Source organism: Acinetobacter genomosp. 15BJ (genome assembly GCF_000400715.1).
In the GTDB taxonomy this organism is placed as follows: Bacteria; Pseudomonadota; Gammaproteobacteria; order Pseudomonadales; family Moraxellaceae; genus Acinetobacter.
In genome coordinates, this window is the sequence record NZ_KE007350.1 from 162,108 (window position 1) to 179,245 (window position 17,138).

At 43.3% G+C, this 17,138-nt stretch carries 14 protein-coding genes; 2 read left to right on the forward strand and 12 right to left on the reverse strand.

All coding sequences use genetic code 11. The features are described 5' to 3' along the window. Positions 1 to 89: 89 nt before the first annotated feature. The gene (prpB, locus tag F896_RS02535; protein ID WP_004801838.1) at positions 90 to 974 is read right to left on the reverse strand and encodes a methylisocitrate lyase; all 885 of its coding nucleotides are present in this window, start codon (positions 972 to 974) and stop codon (positions 90 to 92) included. Then, entirely contained in the window at positions 967 to 1,677 is a 711-nt protein-coding gene (locus F896_RS02530) for a GntR family transcriptional regulator (RefSeq protein WP_005209855.1), read from the reverse strand. Before F896_RS02530 ends, prpB begins: the two co-directional genes overlap by 8 nt. 453 nt (positions 1,678 to 2,130) lie before the next feature. Between F896_RS02530 and F896_RS02525 the strand changes: the two genes are divergently transcribed. Then, entirely contained in the window at positions 2,131 to 3,345 is a 1,215-nt protein-coding gene (locus F896_RS02525) for an amino acid aminotransferase (RefSeq protein WP_016164905.1), read from the forward strand. A gap of 59 nt (positions 3,346 to 3,404) precedes the next feature. Here the strand turns inward: F896_RS02525 and dld are convergent, their stop codons facing one another. From dld to lldP, 4 genes are all read right to left on the reverse strand, one after another. Next, complete coding sequence (gene dld / locus F896_RS02520; protein ID WP_016164906.1) at positions 3,405 to 5,111, reverse strand: D-lactate dehydrogenase; 1,707 nt, start codon at positions 5,109 to 5,111, stop codon at positions 3,405 to 3,407. Between the two features lie 300 nt (positions 5,112 to 5,411). Next, positions 5,412 to 6,557 (reverse strand): FMN-dependent L-lactate dehydrogenase LldD, encoded by a 1,146-nt coding sequence (gene lldD, locus F896_RS02515; RefSeq protein ID WP_016164907.1) that lies wholly within the window; start codon positions 6,555 to 6,557, stop codon positions 5,412 to 5,414. Next, on the reverse strand, positions 6,554 to 7,306 hold the full coding sequence (gene lldR, locus F896_RS02510; RefSeq protein WP_016164908.1) for a transcriptional regulator LldR: 753 nt from the start codon (positions 7,304 to 7,306) through the stop codon (positions 6,554 to 6,556). Before lldR ends, lldD begins: the two co-directional genes overlap by 4 nt. A 19-nt stretch (positions 7,307 to 7,325) precedes the next feature. Beyond that, entirely contained in the window at positions 7,326 to 8,993 is a 1,668-nt protein-coding gene (gene lldP, locus F896_RS02505; RefSeq protein ID WP_171069724.1) for an L-lactate permease, read from the reverse strand. Positions 8,994 to 9,375: 382 nt separating this feature from the next. Between lldP and F896_RS02500 the strand changes: the two genes are divergently transcribed. Then, complete coding sequence (locus F896_RS02500) at positions 9,376 to 10,746, forward strand: phosphohexomutase domain-containing protein (protein WP_016164910.1); 1,371 nt, start codon at positions 9,376 to 9,378, stop codon at positions 10,744 to 10,746. 51 nt (positions 10,747 to 10,797) lie between these two features. Here F896_RS02500 and galE read toward each other — a convergent pair whose 3' ends face one another. From galE to F896_RS02470, 6 genes are read right to left on the reverse strand one after another with little or no spacing between them, the layout of a single operon-like run. Then, positions 10,798 to 11,814 carry a UDP-glucose 4-epimerase GalE gene (gene galE, locus F896_RS02495; RefSeq protein ID WP_016164911.1) on the reverse strand — a complete coding sequence of 339 codons (1,017 nt, stop codon included), beginning with the start codon at positions 11,812 to 11,814 and terminating at the stop codon, positions 10,798 to 10,800. Further along, positions 11,807 to 13,483, reverse strand: coding sequence for a glucose-6-phosphate isomerase (gene pgi, locus F896_RS02490; protein ID WP_016164912.1), 1,677 nt, complete (start codon positions 13,481 to 13,483; stop codon positions 11,807 to 11,809). Before pgi ends, galE begins: the two co-directional genes overlap by 8 nt. Continuing rightward, a complete protein-coding gene (locus F896_RS02485; RefSeq protein WP_016164913.1) occupies positions 13,483 to 14,742 on the reverse strand; it encodes a nucleotide sugar dehydrogenase in 1,260 nt (419 codons plus the stop codon). The genes pgi and F896_RS02485 overlap by 1 nt, the downstream gene beginning before the upstream one ends. A gap of 16 nt (positions 14,743 to 14,758) precedes the next feature. After that, complete coding sequence (gene galU / locus F896_RS02480) at positions 14,759 to 15,634, reverse strand: UTP--glucose-1-phosphate uridylyltransferase GalU (protein ID WP_016164914.1); 876 nt, start codon at positions 15,632 to 15,634, stop codon at positions 14,759 to 14,761. A 32-nt stretch (positions 15,635 to 15,666) separates the two neighbouring features. Next, positions 15,667 to 16,284, reverse strand: a complete 618-nt coding sequence (locus tag F896_RS02475) for a sugar transferase (protein WP_016164915.1) — start codon at positions 16,282 to 16,284, stop codon at positions 15,667 to 15,669. Between the two features lie 27 nt (positions 16,285 to 16,311). Then, positions 16,312 to 17,136 carry a glycosyltransferase gene (locus F896_RS02470; RefSeq protein WP_016164916.1) on the reverse strand — a complete coding sequence of 275 codons (825 nt, stop codon included), beginning with the start codon at positions 17,134 to 17,136 and terminating at the stop codon, positions 16,312 to 16,314. Between the last annotated feature and the right edge of the window lie 2 nt (positions 17,137 to 17,138).

The following is a 17,138-nucleotide window of genomic DNA, read 5'->3' on the forward strand; positions in this document are numbered from 1 at the left end:
TCCCACTTGCGGAGCTACAACCGCTCCTCACCTCCCTTTCCAAAGGGAGGGAAGTCCCCCTTTGAAAAAGGGGGATTTAGGGGGATTTCTTATTTTGCTTTTTCAAACGATGCATCAAGATATTGTTCAAACGCATGGTAGTTAATGCGTTCATACAGTTCTTGACGGGTTTGCATGGTATCGACCACATTCTTTTGCGTGCCTTCTTTACGCAAGGTCTCATAGACATTTTCTGCAGCCTTGTTCATGGCACGGAATGCAGAAAGTGGATAGAGCGCAATGCTGACATCGGCAGAAGCCAATTCTTCAGTGGTAAATAATGGCGTTGAACCAAATTCGGTGATATTGGCTAAAACGGGTACTTTAGTCAGATCAGCAAATTGCTTATACATGGCCAATTCAGTGATCGCTTCTGGGAACAGCATGTCCGCACCCGCTTCGATATACGCCCCTGCACGGTCAATCGCTGCCTGCAAGCCTTCAACTGCAAGTGCATCAGTACGTGCCATGATCACAAAGCTGTCATCGGTACGTGCATCGACCGCGGCTTTAATACGATCGACCATTTCTTGTTGAGTTACGATGGCTTTATTCGGGCGGTGACCACAACGCTTGGCGCCGACTTGGTCTTCGATGTGCATTGCAGCAGCACCGAACTTGATCATCGACTTGGTCGTACGCGCGATATTAAATGCAGAAGCACCGAAACCAGTGTCGACATCAACCAATAACGGCAGATCACACACATCAGTAATACGGCGTACATCGGTCAAGACATCATCAAGGTTACTGATGCCTAAATCAGGTAAACCCAAAGAACCAGCCGCAACACCACCACCTGACAAATAGATCGCCTTATAGCCTGCACGTTTCGCCAATAACGCATGGTTGGCATTGATCGCACCGACCACTTGTAATGGTTTTTCATTTGCGACCGCGTCGCGGAATAGCTGACCAGCAGACTGTTTAGCCATGTTGTTGTTCTCCTTGATTTTGTAGCAATGTTTGCTCAACAATTTTGTAAGATGCATTGATGTGACGGTGCATCAGCATTTCGGCAAGCTCACCGTCACCTTCGGCAATCGCATCTAAAATGCGGATATGTTCGTCCCAAGCTTTGCTTGGTCGATCTGGGGTATTTGAAAACTGGATTCGATACATACGAATGAGGTGATACAGCTCATCGCATAACATTTTTTCTAGGGTTTTATTGCCACTGCTTTTGATAATGCAGTAATGGAAATCGTCCTGACCTTCTTGCAGATAGTAGCCCTTGCCTGCTTTAAAGTTTTCATCCTCGGCATGCATACGCAATACATCACGCAAGGCCAGAATCTGTTTTTTATCAATATGCTGTGCTGCGAGTTTACACGCCAAGCCTTCTAAAGAAGCACGGATTTGATAGAGTTCCTGAAACTGCTGTAGCGACAGTGACACCACACGGGCACCGACATGCGCAGTTCGCTCTACCAGTTTCTGCCCTTCCAGACGGTGAATCGCTTCACGTAAAGGCCCGCGACTGATGCCATACATCCGTGCCAGTTCAGGTTCTGAAATCTTGCTGCCCGCAGGAATATGTCCCAATACAATCGCCGACTGAATTTGCTTGAATACGTGTTCCGTCAGGGTCATTCCCTGACTGGTGCTGAGGGCTTGAGGAACAAGGGTATCTTGCATATTGTCGACAATCTCTACAATTTTTATGATTTTATAACCAGATAAAAGAAAAAATGCAATAGGATTGTCGACAATAAATTAGACTGGTGCTTTCAATTCGACTAGATTGCGATCACTCAGTGGCTGATCAATACACTGCCAAAAACCTTATATAAAAACAGATAAAACAATAACTTAATAATATTACCACTCATCACTCAACCCTAAGCTTTGATTGACTGAGCAGGCTTAGACTGTTAATGCTACGACCATGGTATGACAGCTTGATTGTAGACAATCTTTATAATCAGCTTGTAGCGACAAATTTTGTAAGTAAATACTGCACCAAAATGTAAATAACAGCGTGCTTCATGCAGTCTTTATTGATACATTATTGGGCATCTAAGGTTCCGCTTCTGAAGCGCCAACCTCTCCAGACATCTATGCACTTTGTTGAAGAAAAGGACATTGTTAATGTTTCAACATATCCCACCTTATGCAGGCGATCCAATCCTTTCATTGATGGAACAGTTCAATGCTGATCCACGTGCTGAAAAGGTAAACCTCAGTATTGGTTTGTACTATAACGAAGACAGTATCGTTCCTCAGCTTGATACCATTATCGAAGCGCAAAAACGTATTGCACCTAAAAATACGCAAACCAAGCTTTATTTACCAATGGAAGGTTTCAAACCTTACCGTGATGCGATTCAAGCCTTATTGTTTGGTGCAAACAGCCCTGCAATTCAACAAGGTCGTGTTGCAACGATTCAAACGCTTGGTGGTTCTGGCGCATTAAAAGTCGGCGCAGACTTCTTAAAAACCTATTTCCCGAATTCAGAAGTTTGGGTGAGCCAGCCAACTTGGGATAACCACGTTGCGATCTTCAATGGTGCAGGCATCAAGAGCAACTTCTACCCATACTTCGATGCCGAAACACGTGGCGTTGATTTTGATGGGATGTTGTCTACACTGAAAACATTGCCAGAACAAAGTATTGTGTTATTGCACCCATGCTGCCATAACCCAACAGGTGCAGACTTAAACCCAGCACAATGGGATCAAGTGATTGTGGTATTAAAAGAACGTAACCTGATTCCATTCCTCGACATCGCTTACCAAGGTTTTGGCGATGATATGGAACAAGATGCTTATGCCATTCGTGCCTTAGACCAAGCAGGTCTAAACTTTATTGTCAGCAATTCATTCTCAAAAATCTTCTCACTTTACGGTGAGCGTGTTGGCGGTTTGACTTTCGTATGTGACGATGCTGAGGCAGCAAAATGCACATTCGGTCAGTTGAAAGCAACGGTACGTCGTATCTACTCTAGCCCGCCAACAACAGGTGCATGGTTGGTTGATCAAGTGTTAAATGACGCTGATCTCAATCAACAATGGCAAGGCGAAGTGAAAGAGATGCGTGAACGTATTATCAAAATGCGTAGCATCTTAAAAGATGAGCTAACTAAAGCCCTTCCTGAGCGTGACTTTAGCTACCTTGTGAACCAAAAAGGCATGTTCAGCTACACTGGTTTAACCGCTGAGCAAGTGGACATTCTTCGTGAAGAATATGCAATCTACTTGGTACGCAGTGGCCGTATTTGTGTTGCAGGTCTAAACATGAACAACATATACAAAGTTGCCAAAGCAGTGGCTGAAGTTTTAGCAAAATCTGCGGCAACAGCTTAAGTTATCACGCATAAAAAAGGCGCTTGAAGCGCCTTTTTTATTGCCTGTTTTTTTGGGATTTAGGACTTGGCCTTACCCCAATACTTCAATTTAGAAGTCTGTCCAATCCCGACATTAAAACAATTATTCGGATCAAGTTTCTGATAGAAATTGGCCAATGCAGGCTTGGCAATATACAGATGGCCAACATTATGCTCGGCAGGATATTCGGCACGGCGAGCATCCAGTAAATGCCACATCTGATGTTCCATCGCTAAAGGATCATTACCCTTTTTAAGGATGTAATCCTGATGAAAGACATGACAAAAAAAGTGCCCGTAATAGAGTTTATGAATGATCTGCTGTTCCATCTCCGCAGGCAATTGCTCGACCCATTCACGGTCATTACGGCGTAATGCAATGTCTAATGCCACAATATCTTCAACCTCATCCCGATGGGTGTCACGATAACGAATCGCGGCACCTGCTACCGCAAAACGATGCAAAAAGGCTTTACGCCCTTCATCAGCATCGCAAAGAAAGAAATTGCCTGAGGCATGCACTGCAAAATAGTCTTGTAAAAATTGCGCGGTCTGGGCTTTGCAATTATTTTCAACTCGCAACATCAGATGATGTTCATAACGATCACGATACTCAGTCATCCGTTTCGGTAAATGGCTCGGTAACAACGAAGTGACCGCTTGTAAAATATGATCGGTCAGCCCTTTGATTTTAAATTTTTCTAAAAAGCCATCGACCTTATCCTTAAGCGCGAAGGCCTTCGGTACATTGGCCGTACCGAATTTCTCAATAAACAGGAAGGTATCTTTGCCGTATTTTTCGCCAATATGATACGCATCACGGTGAATGTATTCCCCTGCAATTGGCAAGCTTGGCAATGAAGTGAGTAAATAGCGACGAATCGCAGTCAGATCATCGGCATCATTTGTGCCAATATAGAAAACGCTGCTCTCTACCTTTTCATAGGTATCGAGACGCACTGCAAACACACAGACTTTGCCTGCCGAACCCGAAGCTTCAAACAGACGCGATGGATCGGCATTAAAGCGTGCAGGACTATCCGCATCGACCTGAGTGACATCTTGCGCATAACGCTGATCGGATGCCTGCTTTTCAGCATCATCCAGAATATCGATGGCTTGGTATTGCTGCTGCTCTAAACGGGTCAGGATGTCTTCTGGGGTTGAGCCTAAGTTCACACCCAGATGATTCACCAATTCCAATTGACCTTGCGCATTGACCTGTGCGTATAGCGCCAGTTCGGTATAGGCAGGCCCACGACGTACCAAAGCGCCACCTGAATTGTTACACACCCCACCTAACACCGAAGCACCGATACAGGAAGAACCAATCACCGAATGCGGCTCACGATCATAGCCTTTCAGTATCTGCTCCAGATTGTCCAAGGTCGCCCCCGGCAAACAAATCACCTGCTTGCCGTCATGAATGACTTGGATGCCTTTTAAACGGCGCGTACTCATCACCAAAACAGGTCGATCATAATCATCGCCATAGGGCGTTGAGCCACCCGTCAGGCCCGTATTGGCCGCTTGCATGATGACAATACAATCGGCTTCGATGGCGGCTTGTAGCACCTGCCATTGTTCCAGCAAGGTGCCAGGGATGACCACTGCAAAGACTTTACCCTCACCAAAACGACGACCTTGACGATACTGGCGGGTACTTTGATCATCACTCAGTACATGCTGACGTCCAACAATCTGCTGTAAACGATCAATCACCACTTTGGGAGAAAATGTTTGCATGATGGCTCCTTAGGATCATCCATTTATAAACTTAGACCAGCACGACAGAATCTTAGTATTTGTCATTCGAGTAGCTCATTCTTCAATACGAATCAGCCCTATATTTACTATCGTGGTTGGCGGCAGGGATGCCGCCTGCTTCGATGCGGTAGCAAGGACGTACCGTCATCGAAGCAAAGGTTTTTGGTTACTTTTTTAAAAAAGTAACGTCTGTTAACGGCTTATATCGAACTTTTCTCGATAAGACTCCGTCGCGCCAATCTCATCAGAAATAGACAAGCGACGTATTAATACGAAAATTTAGAGCTTCAAAGCCTGTACCAAACAATCAGCATTAATCTCTTGAATCGACTTAGCACCCGTCAACGTCATTGCTACCCGCATTTCCTTCTCAATCAGATCCAATAAGTTCGACACCCCTTGCCCACCTGCTGCTGCCAAGGCATACACAAAGGCACGGCCCAATAACACCGTATCTGCACCAAGCGCCAACATGCGTACCACATCCAGACCATTACGGATGCCTGAGTCTGCCAGAATCGCCAGATCACCCTTCACCGCATCGGCAATCGCAGGCAAGGCCCGTGCAGAAGACATCACCCCATCCAACTGACGCCCACCATGATTCGACACCACAATACCATCCGCACCAAAGCGCACCGCATCTTTAGCATCTTCAGGGTCCAGAATACCCTTAATCACCATCGGGCCATCCCAAAACTCACGAATCCATTCCAAATCTTTCCATGAGATTGACGGGTCAAAGTTAGAACCTAACCAGCCGATATAATCTTCAAGCCCAGTCGGTTTACCCAGATACTTAGAAATATTACCCAAATCATGCGGACGACCACACATGCCAACATTCCATGCCCAATGCGGATGCAACATCGATTGCAGATAACGACGCATCGCTGCATTTGGCCCACTCATGCCTGAATGTGCATCGCGATAACGCGCGCCCGGCACAGGCATATCCACGGTAAACACTAGTGTCGAGCAGCCTGCTGCTTTGGCACGTTCCAGCGCATTACGCATAAAGCCACGATCACGTAATACATAGAGCTGAAACCACATTGGACGTTGAATCACAGGCGCCACTTCCTCAATCGGACAGACTGAAACTGTCGATAAGGTAAATGGAATGCCTTTTTGATCTGCTGCCACTGCGGCCTGAACTTCACCACGACGTGCGTACATACCAGTTAAACCCACAGGTGCCAAAGCCACTGGCATGGACAAGGTTTCGTTAAACAGCTTGGTTTCCAGACTCAATGCCGACATGTCATTCAGCACCCGCTGACGTAAGGCGATGTCTGAAAGATCCTGCACATTACGTTTTAAGGTATGTTCCGAATACGCTCCACCATCAATATAGTGAAATAAAAAAGGCGGTAAACGGCGCTGTGCCGCAGCACGATAATCATTGCCAGAAGAAATAATCATTTTGAATCCAATCTAGTTAAACGTGTTGCACGTTTCTGGCGAGCTTCATTTTCGTCCAGAGCACGTACATGATTAATCACAAATTCAATATGACCACACACGGCTTGGCGTGCGGCCTCGGGATCTTGACGATCAATCGCATCCATCACCTGAAAATGCTGCTCACTGAGCAAGTCACCATTAACAGGATGGTTATAAACTTTGTTACGCCCGAGCAAGACGTTGTATTGCAGCAAATCAAACAGACTACGCATCATTTGAATCAGCACAATATTGTGTGAAGCTTCGGCAATCGCCAGATGAAATTCAGCATCCGCCACTGCCGCCCGAGCTGAATCGCCTGCATTTTGATAACGGCTGATCTCATCAAAACAATGATGAATTTTGGCACGATCCTCAGGGGTCGAACGCAGAGCGGCATACCATGCAGTGCCGCCTTCTAGCAAAAGCCGCGCTTCCTGTACATCAAAACGGTACAACGGATCTTCTTCAATCAAATGACTGATTGGATTGACGATGAGCTGTTGCGGCCACTGCTCAGGTAATTGTTGGATATATGTCCCATCACCACGGCGGCTACTGAGCACGCCCTGGCTATTCAACTGTTGGATCGCTTCACGTAAGGATGGACGAGATACCCCTAAACTGGTTGCAAGTTGACGCTCAGCAGGTAGACGATCACCCTTTTTCATCTGACGTTGCTCAATGAGTGTCTGTAATTTCATGACCACTTGATCGGAGATTCTCATCACATTTCCTTGATTAGAGTTATGGAATCATCCACGGCACCAGATAAGCCTGAACCGTGACGATGATGCCAACAAAGACTGTAAATATGATGCTATGTTTTACCGTGAAACGGAACAGGTCTGACTCTTTTCCTACTAAGCCCACTGCTGCGCAGGCAATCGCAATCGATTGCGGTGAAATCATCTTGCCGGTTACACCACCACTGGTATTAGCGGCCACCAACAACACTTCTGGAATACCGATTTGCTGTGCCGTAGTCGCTTGCAAAGCTGAGAACAGCGCATTGGATGAGGTATCAGAACCGGTCAGGAAGACACCCAGCCAGCCCAAGAAGGGCGAGAAGAAAGTAAAGGCATGGCCGGTATGCGAGAGTGCCAAAGCCAGCGTCGCAGACAAACCTGAATAATTGGCAATAAAGGCAAAGGCCAATACCATGCCAATCGAATAAATCGGGGTTTTTAATTCATTTAATGTTTCAGCGAAGGTACTGACCGCCTCACGGGTTTTCATTTTCAGGAATACGATGGTAATAATTGCAGCAATAAAAATAGCCGTACCTGTCGCAGAGAACCAATCAAATTTATAAATTGCTTCATAAGCGGTGGTTTCGGGCACAATCGGCGCCATTTTTTCCACCAGCTTATGCAGATACGGGACTTCGATTTTAAAAATCCAATCTGCCAAGGCACCCTCTTTGGCAAAGAGCGCTTTAAATGGTTTCACACTCCAAATGGTTACCATCACGGTCAAAATCATAAACGGCGACCACGCTTTGGCAATCTGTGCAATGCTATAACGCTGTTGTGATGAGGCCGCATGACTGGCTGCTTGTTCACCGGTCATTTCAAAACGGAAAATATGTTTCGGTTTCCAAACGCGGAATAACAGGGTGAGACTGACCAATGAGGCAATCGCAGCGGTAATATCAGGCAATTCGGGACCCAAAAAGTTTGAGGTCAGATATTGTGCAATGGCAAAGGCACTCCCGCCAACCAGTACCGCTGGCCAAGTCTCTTTCACGCCACGCCAACCGTCCATGATCGCCATAATCCAGAACAGCACAATGATGGTTAAAAAAGGCAACTGACGCCCCACCATCTGGCTGATTTCCATGGTATCGACACCAGACACCTGCCCTGCCACAATAATCGGAATCCCCATAGCACCAAAAGCCACAGGAGCCGTATTCACAATCAGACAGAGGCCAGCAGCATATAGCGGTTTAAAGCCCAAACCGACCAGTAAAGCGGCAGTAATCGCCACAGGCGCACCAAAGCCTGCTGCACCTTCCAGAAAGGTACCAAAGGCAAAACCGACCAATAGCATCTGTAACCGCTGATCTTCAGTAATCGACAAAATACTGGAGCGAATCACATCAAACTGCCCCGTTTTGACCGAAATTTTATACAGAAACACGGCACCGATAATAATCCACGAAATCGGCCATAAACCGTAAAAAAAGCCATAAACCACGGAAGCAAATGCCATTTCAGCTGGCATTTGATAAAAAAACAGTGCAATCAGCAAGGCAATCATCACGGTACAAGTCCCCGCAACACTACCTTTCATACGAAAGACCGCCAACGCCAAGAAGAAGAAAATAATTGGGATCAGCGCGACTGCACTAGATAGCCAGATATTATTTAAAGGGTCATATAGTTGTTGCCACACATTTAGCATTCTCATCTCCTTGAAATGCTGGGCGTCATTTTGTTTTTACTTCGATATTTAACGAATCTTCACAATATTGGTATGACCAATATTTAATACATCAGCAAATATTGCTGATTTGCAAACTTCATGCATCTTAATTATATGAATTATCAGGATCAACCCCACTACCACAACAATAATTGGTATGACCAATAATAATTAAGATAAATCAATCCTTTTTTATTTATGTCTGCTTTCAGCATTCGACTAAAGTCTGATAAAAAATTTTCAAACAGCATTCAATTTATGCGGCTCAAATCCTCAAACGCTGAAGATAAAACAATAAATATGACTTTGTAGCGATATCTGTATAATCTGTTCACAACTCAAATCACATCACTATGAATTGAACAATATGACTCAACTGACTTGCTTTAAAGCCTACGATATTCGCGGCAAACTCGGCACAGAACTGAATGAAGAGATTGCCTATAACATTGGCCGTGCCTATGGACAGATCTATCAACCCAAAAAAGTCGTGATTGGTTGTGATATCCGTTTAAGTAGCGAAGGCTTAAAACAGGCCACGATTCGGGGCTTGAATGATGCAGGGGTGAATGTGCTTGATTTGGGCATGACCGGCACAGAAGAAGTCTATTTCGCAGCTTTTCATTTAGATGTACAAGGTGGGATCGAGGTTACAGCCAGCCATAATCCGATGGATTACAACGGGATGAAATTGGTGCGTGAAAATGCACGTCCAATCAGTGCAGAAACAGGCTTAAAAGAAATTCAAGCACTGGCTGAAACAGGGCAATTTGTAGAGGTCGCACAAAAAGGCACTACCCAACCCTACAATATTTTGCCTGAGTTTATTGAACACCTACTCACCTATATTGATCCACAAAAAATTAAACCCCTTAAACTTGTGGTCAATGCAGGCAATGGCGCAGCAGGTCATGTGATTGACGCCATCGAACAAAAATTCCAGCAACTAAATATTCCAGTAGAATTTATTAAAATTCACCACGAAGCAGATGGTCGCTTCCCGAATGGTATTCCGAATCCAATCCTAATTGAAAACCGCGATAGTACTCGTGATGCTGTGCTGCAACATCAGGCTGATATGGGCATTGCTTGGGATGGTGACTTTGACCGCTGCTTCCTATTTGATGAAAAAGGACAGTTTATCGAAGGTTATTACATCGTTGGCTTATTGGCACAGGCCTTTCTGATCAAACAATCAGGTGAAAAGATTGTGCATGACCCACGTCTGGTCTGGAATACCTTTGACATCGTCGATCAATACCAAGGCATCGCAGTACAATCTAAATCTGGACATGCTTTCATTAAAGATGTCATGCGTGAACACAATGCCGTGTACGGCGGGGAAATGAGCGCGCATCACTATTTCCGTGACTTTGCCTATTGCGATAGCGGTATGATCCCTTGGTTACTGACCATTGCCCTGCTTTCGGAAACTGGACAATCTCTTTCAACTTTAGTTGAAAACATGATTGCCAAATTCCCATGTAGCGGTGAAATCAACTTTAAAGTAGCTGACACACAAGTAACCGTACAAAAGATCTTTGATCATTATGCCGATCAAAATCCGCAAGTAGATCGTACTGATGGTGTGAGCCTTGATTTTGGCGCATGGCGCCTAAATGTCCGTGCTTCTAATACGGAGCCTTTACTGCGTTTAAACATTGAAAGTCGTGCCGATCAAAACCCGCAACCGATGCAACATTATGTCGATGAATTAACCCAGTTAATTCAGAGTTAATTCATCCCAATAGAAAAGGAGCAATATGCTCCTTTTTTATTTGCATTTGATTTAATTAAAGCCGTTTGGATTTTGCTTCTGCCAGTTCCAGCTGTCTGCCAACATATCTTCTAAAGTATATTGAGGCTGCCAACCCAACTCTGTAATCGCACGGGTATTATCTGCAAATGAAGTGGCGACATCGCCTGCACGACGTGGTGCAAATTCAAATGCAACAGGCACAGCATTGATTTGCTCAAAGGTATTTTTGACTTGTAATACAGATGAGCCATTGCCCGTTCCAATGTTCCAAGCACGACAGCCCTGTGCAGACAATCGATTATTTAAGGCGCATAAAAGGGCATTGGCCAAATCCACCACATGGATATAGTCACGAACCCCTGTACCATCAACGGTGTCATAATCATTGCCATAAATTGCCAGTTTTTCACGACGACCGACTGCGACTTGTGTGACATAAGGCATTAAGTTATTTGGAATTCCTTGTGGATCTTCACCAATTTGACCGCTTTTATGCGCACCGACAGGGTTAAAATAACGAAGTAAAGCAATCGACCAACGCGAATCTGCCTGTGCCAGTTTTTGCAGCATTTGTTCGACAATCAGTTTGGTATAACCATAATTGTTATTTGGCATGCCTGTTGGCATATCTTCATTCAGCGGAGAACTATTGGCTTCATCATATACCGTTGCAGATGAACTAAATACCAAGTTAAATACCCCAGCGCGTTCCATCGCCTTGACCAACTGAGCACTGCCAGCAATGTTATTATCAAAATAAGTCAATGGAACCTGTTGGCTCTCACCGACAGCTTTTAGACCTGCAAAATGAATGACCGCATCAATAGAATAGTCCTGAAAGACCTGATCTAACGCATCCTGATTACGAATATCACCTTTTACAAAAACCAAGCTTTTATTGGCAAGTTTCTGTATACGACGTAAAGCTTCTTCAGAACTATTTGAAAGATTATCAAATACAATAACTTCATGACTTGCATTAAGTAGTTCTAAACAGGTATGTGAGCCAATATAACCCGCACCACCTGTGACTAAAATTTTAGCCATCTATTTTTCCTAACAATATTTTCAACAAACCTTGCGTCGATGCATCAAAAGCGGACAAATCATCTTGCTCACGGTTTAAAATCGGTAACAGTTGATTGGCAATCTCTTTACCTTTTTCAACACCCCATTGATCAAAGGGATTAATATTCCACAATACCGACTGCACAAAAACTTTATGTTCATACGTCGCGATTAGCATCCCTAAACTATAAGGATTCAGCTCTTTGAGTAAAATGGTTGAACTTGGCTGATTGCCTTCGTATTGCTTATAAGCGGGTAAATCTTCAAGTTCATCTGCTGCCAAAGCTTGATTACCAAAGGCCAATAATCGCGACTGCGCCAAACAATTCGATAAGGCCAGATGATGCTGTTCAACCAAAGCCTCGGCACTTTCAGCATAAGTAAATTGATTGGCATTATAGCGCTTTACTGGTGCAATAAAGTCACAACTCACGGAGTGTGTCCCTTGATGTAATAGCTGATAAAATGCGTGTTGTGCATTGGGTCCAACCTCACCCCACACAATCGGGCAAGTCGCTGTATTCACCTTTTCCCCATTACGCTGGATCGATTTACCATTGGACTCCATTTCAAGCTGTTGCAAATAAGCGGCGAAATATTTGAGTCGGCCGTCATAGGGCAACACAGCATGGGTTTGGATCTCAAGGAAGTTATTATTCCATGCCCCTAACAACCCCATCAATACCGGAATATTCTGCTGAAATGGTGCTGTTTGAAAATGTTGATCAATCTCGTGCGCACCCGCTAACAATTGCTTAAAACCAGCAACTCCAATCGTCAGCGCAATCGGCAGACCAATACATGACCAAAGTGAATAACGGCCACCAACCCAGTCCCATAGCAACAGCTGTTTATCAGCGGCAATGCCCCATTCCGTCATTTTTTCAGGTTTGGTCGAAACCCCAATAAAATGATTCTGCAGAATTTTTTCATTCTGTCCAAGCAACTTTTCTAACCATTGACGAACCGTTTGCGCATTCGATAAGGTATCAATGGTGCCAAATGATTTTGAGGAAATAATAAATAATGTCGTTTCTGGGCGCAGCTGATGTAGCAGGTCAGATAGTTGACTACCATCCATGGTCGAGACAAAGTGCACATCTAAAGGCTTAGTACTCGTCACCTTAAAATCGGACAATGCATGTGTCACCATTAAAGGACCTAAGTCAGAGCCTCCGACACCAATATTGACCACATCCTGAATGACTTCACCTGTTGCACCACGATATTGTCCAGCATGGATTTTATCCACCAAAGCATACATCCGCTCCAGCTGTTGCTGTACCTGTTGATTCTCCTGAGGAAAATCTGGACTCGATTGCGGCAAGCGTAGAGCCCAATGCATTGCGGCACGATGCTCGGTATAATTAATTTGTTCCGAAGAAAATAATGTCTTAATCCATTGTTTTAAATCTTGTGCCTGGGCTAAGTCGACCAAGCCATTTAAAATATGTTGATCAATACGATGTTTACTAAAATCGAGAACAATTTGATCATGTTCAACTGAGAACCGTTTAAAGCGTGAGGGATCTGCTGCAAATAAGGTCTTGAGATGAACCTCTTTAATTTGCTTTTGCAAAGATGATAAATGCTCAAGCACTGACGCTGGTGCCTTAACGGCAAAAGGCTGAATTTGCTTGATCATCATTAACGCCCCACGCCCATATATGCAAAGCCTTGTAATTTCACATAGTCTGGATCATAAATATTACGGCCATCCAAAATCAAAGGATGTGCCATCAGTTGTTCAAGCTGTTTAAACTCTGGACTCCAGTATTGCTTCCATGCGGTTAACACACATAGACCGTGCACATTCTTAACCGCATCATACTGATCATCGCAGAGGATTAAATCATCGCGCTGCCCATACATCTGCTTAATTTCATCCAAAGCTTGCGGATCATGTAGATGAACCGTCACGCCTTGCGCCCACAGTGCTGCAAGCATTTGGTGAATGGGTGATTGCTGAATACTTGAGGTATTTTCTTTAAAAGAAGCCCCCCAAATTGCAACGGACTTACCCTTTAAATCACCATGATAATAATTCCAAAACTTACGGAATAGGATTTCTTTTTGTTGCTCATTAATTTCCCATACTTGTGCAAGCAATTGGCTTTTAACGCCTGTATTTGCAACTGTATTAGAGAGTGTCAGAATATCATGAGAAAAATTTTCACCGCCAAAACCAGCACCAGGGGCTAAGTAAGCTGAACCAATACGGTTATCCGCCGCCATACCCTGACGCACTGATGCAATATCAATCCCGAGTTTCTCAGCAACCACAGCCAAATCATTGATATAGCTAATTCTTGTCGCCAACATGCCTGAAATACTGAGCTTCGTAAATTCAGCATCCAAAATTGGCATAAACAGATACTGCTGTGTCAAAGGAAAAAGAGGCCTTAATAATTCTTTCACTTTACTCTGAACGTCAACTTGCATACATCCCACAATCATTTGTTTTGCTTGAGTTAAACTCTGTAAAGCATTTCCTTCTTGAATCGTATCTGGTAAGTATACCCAGTCATCTTCAGAAAGGATTTGCTTAAAGTGCTCAGTCCCCTGCAAACCAAAGGTTGAAGCATTGATCATCAGTTTTGGATGAATAATCGGACGCTGTTTTAACGACTGTAGCAGTTGAAAAACTTGTTGTTCTTGTGTTTGATTAAAACTAAATAAATAGACATCTATATCTAAAGGAATAGCATCCAAATCACGATAACTGAGAAAACCACTGTTTAACTGTTGTTCCAGTAAGCGGCTAACATTTTCATCATGAAATGAGTACTGCTGATCAGCGGAATTATCATTGAGGTGTGAACACCAATACACAAAGTGCCCAGATTCAGACAATAATGCAGACATCACGCCTGCATATAATGTATTGCCAAAGATTGCAACTTTCATAACCACATGCCCTAAACTACAGGGCCAATTCTTGAATTAAGCCCTTAAAATCTGCGCCCAATTTGGGATGCTCAATACCATAGTGTAATACAGCTTTAAGGTATCCAAGCTTACTACCACAATCGAAAGTCTGCCCTTTCATGCGATACGCTTCAACAGCTTCTGCTTGCTGTAATGCTGCGATGGCATCAGTGAGCTGAATTTCATTTCCTGCTCCGCGTGGGGTATTTTCTAAAAGCGCCATAATCTGTGCTGGTAAAATATAACGACCAACCACAGATAAGTTTGAAGGTGCTGCGCCCACCGCAGGTTTTTCAACGATTCCCTGCATCACAACGCTTTCACCTTCATTCGGAGAAACCGCGACATCCACAATACCATATTGATCAACCAAATGATCAGGTACTGCTTCAACCATAATCTGTGCTGCTTGAGATGTCTCAAAGCGCTGGATCATCAGAGACAAATCATTCTCAGAGACTTGATTCTTGACTAAAACATCAGGTAATAATACGGCAAAGGCTTCATTACCCACGATATCTTTCGCACAAAGCACAGCATGCCCAAGGCCTAGAGGCTGTGGCTGACGCACGCTCACAACGCTGACATGCTTAGGTAAAATATCAGTAATTTCTTTGAGTAGATCAAATTTCTTTTTTTGTTCTAAAGTTGTTTCTAACTCGAAATTACGATCAAAATAATTCTCAATCGAGGCTTTAGATGAATGTGTGACCAAAATAATTTGTTCAATCCCAGCTTCAACTGCTTCACGTACCACATATTCAATGGCTGGACGATCAACAACCGTCACCATTTCCTTTGGAATAGATTTGCTTGCTGGCAAGAATCGTGTACCTAAACCTGCGACAGGTAAAATTGCTTTCTTGATCATTACATTACTACTTCATTGATTTAGATAGATCTTCAAGAGTTAATTTTATCTTGTTCTTGTAAATTATTCCCTTTAAATAAAGAGGGACCAACATGTCCAGGCGCATTAATTCCTTCACGTTTCAACATAACACCTAATGTTTTCCACATGATTTTAAAATCAACGAAGGTATTATGATGATCGACATACCAAACATCACATTTAAAGCGGTCTTCATAATCTAATTCATTACGCCCACTCACTTGTGCTAAGCCGGTCATCCCAGGTTTTACATCCAAACGACGCGCTTGCTCAGGTGAATAGAGTTCAACAAACTCTTTCAACATCGGCCGAGGCCCAACTACGCTCATATCGCCTTTTAGCACATTAAATAGTTGCGGCATTTCATCCAAGCTGGTAGAGCGTAATTTTTGTCCAAATGGTGTAATCCGCTGCTCATCAGGTAAAGCATTACCCTCGGAGTCTGTCGCATCTTTCATCGAGCGGAACTTAATCATTTTAAATAACTTACCGTCTTTACCAGGCCGTTCCTGATAAAAAAAGATAGGAGCGCCTAAGTTTTTTCTAACTTTATAAGCAACGAAGATAAATATCGGAGAAAGTAATAAAATTGCTACAGATGCAACAACTATATCAACAAGCCTTTTCATTGTTTGAAACCCATATATCAAAATAATTTAGACTTTCTTCCTAAGAAAATTATTATAAATTTTCCCCAACATCGTGGATGGTAGTAGTCGAAACACTGACCGTAACAAAAAAACTATATTAGCATGAATTGGATCTTGTAACTTCAACTCTTTTTTTAAATCCAACAACTTTTTTTCACTTTTAATATATTCCAAGCCTTTACGTCGAGCATGCATTCCATTTCCCACGCGAGCAAATAAAATTACATCGGGTAAATTAGCAACTTTATAACCTGCGCCAATCACACGTAGCCAAAGATTATAATCTTCCATGAATAAATGATGTTGATAACCACCAAGTGCAGTAATGACATCATGACGATAGGCAACAGTCATGTGATTAAATGGACAACGCTTTTGTGCAAAGAGCTTAATTTCATTATGATTTTCAGGAGCCGCTTTTAATACTTGGGCATCTGAAGTATTTTGATTAAACTCTAGAATTTGTCCACCAAATAAAACCACATCAGGGTTTTCTTGAATAAAAGCAACTTGTTTAGCAAAACGATCAGCCATACAGATATCATCCGTATCCATACGGAAAATCCATTCATTCGTACAATGTTTTAAACCTTCATTTAAGGCCTTACCCAGACCAACATTGTCTGCTAAGGCAACTATTTTTAAAATGCTACCAAGTTTTTGCTGCCAATGTTCTACAGATTTCGTAAGTTCTTCACCAATAGGACCATCTAAAACCAATACTATTTCAGTAGGTTTTAAAGTCTGTTGATCCCAAATACTTTGAAAACACATTTCAAAATATTCAGGCTTTTCTTTATGATACAGAGAAAGTAGTACTGAAAAATTCATTT

Excerpts from the sequence above, each read along its gene's own strand:
- prpB (WP_004801838.1), bottom strand. The coding sequence starts at position 974 with ATGGCTAAACAGTCTGCTGGTCAGCTATTCCGCGACGCGGTCGCAAAT.
- F896_RS02530 (WP_005209855.1), bottom strand. The coding sequence starts at position 1,677 with ATGCAAGATACCCTTGTTCCTCAAGCCCTCAGCACCAGTCAGGGAATG.
- F896_RS02525 (WP_016164905.1), top strand. The coding sequence starts at position 2,131 with ATGTTTCAACATATCCCACCTTATGCAGGCGATCCAATCCTTTCATTG.
- dld (WP_016164906.1), bottom strand. The coding sequence starts at position 5,111 with ATGCAAACATTTTCTCCCAAAGTGGTGATTGATCGTTTACAGCAGATT.
- lldD (WP_016164907.1), bottom strand. The coding sequence starts at position 6,557 with ATGATTATTTCTTCTGGCAATGATTATCGTGCTGCGGCACAGCGCCGT.
- lldR (WP_016164908.1), bottom strand. The coding sequence starts at position 7,306 with ATGAGAATCTCCGATCAAGTGGTCATGAAATTACAGACACTCATTGAG.
- lldP (WP_171069724.1), bottom strand. The coding sequence starts at position 8,993 with ATGAGAATGCTAAATGTGTGGCAACAACTATATGACCCTTTAAATAAT.
- F896_RS02500 (WP_016164910.1), top strand. The coding sequence starts at position 9,376 with ATGACTCAACTGACTTGCTTTAAAGCCTACGATATTCGCGGCAAACTC.
- galE (WP_016164911.1), bottom strand. The coding sequence starts at position 11,814 with ATGGCTAAAATTTTAGTCACAGGTGGTGCGGGTTATATTGGCTCACAT.
- pgi (WP_016164912.1), bottom strand. The coding sequence starts at position 13,483 with ATGATGATCAAGCAAATTCAGCCTTTTGCCGTTAAGGCACCAGCGTCA.
- F896_RS02485 (WP_016164913.1), bottom strand. The coding sequence starts at position 14,742 with ATGAAAGTTGCAATCTTTGGCAATACATTATATGCAGGCGTGATGTCT.
- galU (WP_016164914.1), bottom strand. The coding sequence starts at position 15,634 with ATGATCAAGAAAGCAATTTTACCTGTCGCAGGTTTAGGTACACGATTC.
- F896_RS02475 (WP_016164915.1), bottom strand. The coding sequence starts at position 16,284 with ATGAAAAGGCTTGTTGATATAGTTGTTGCATCTGTAGCAATTTTATTA.
- F896_RS02470 (WP_016164916.1), bottom strand. The coding sequence starts at position 17,136 with ATGAATTTTTCAGTACTACTTTCTCTGTATCATAAAGAAAAGCCTGAA.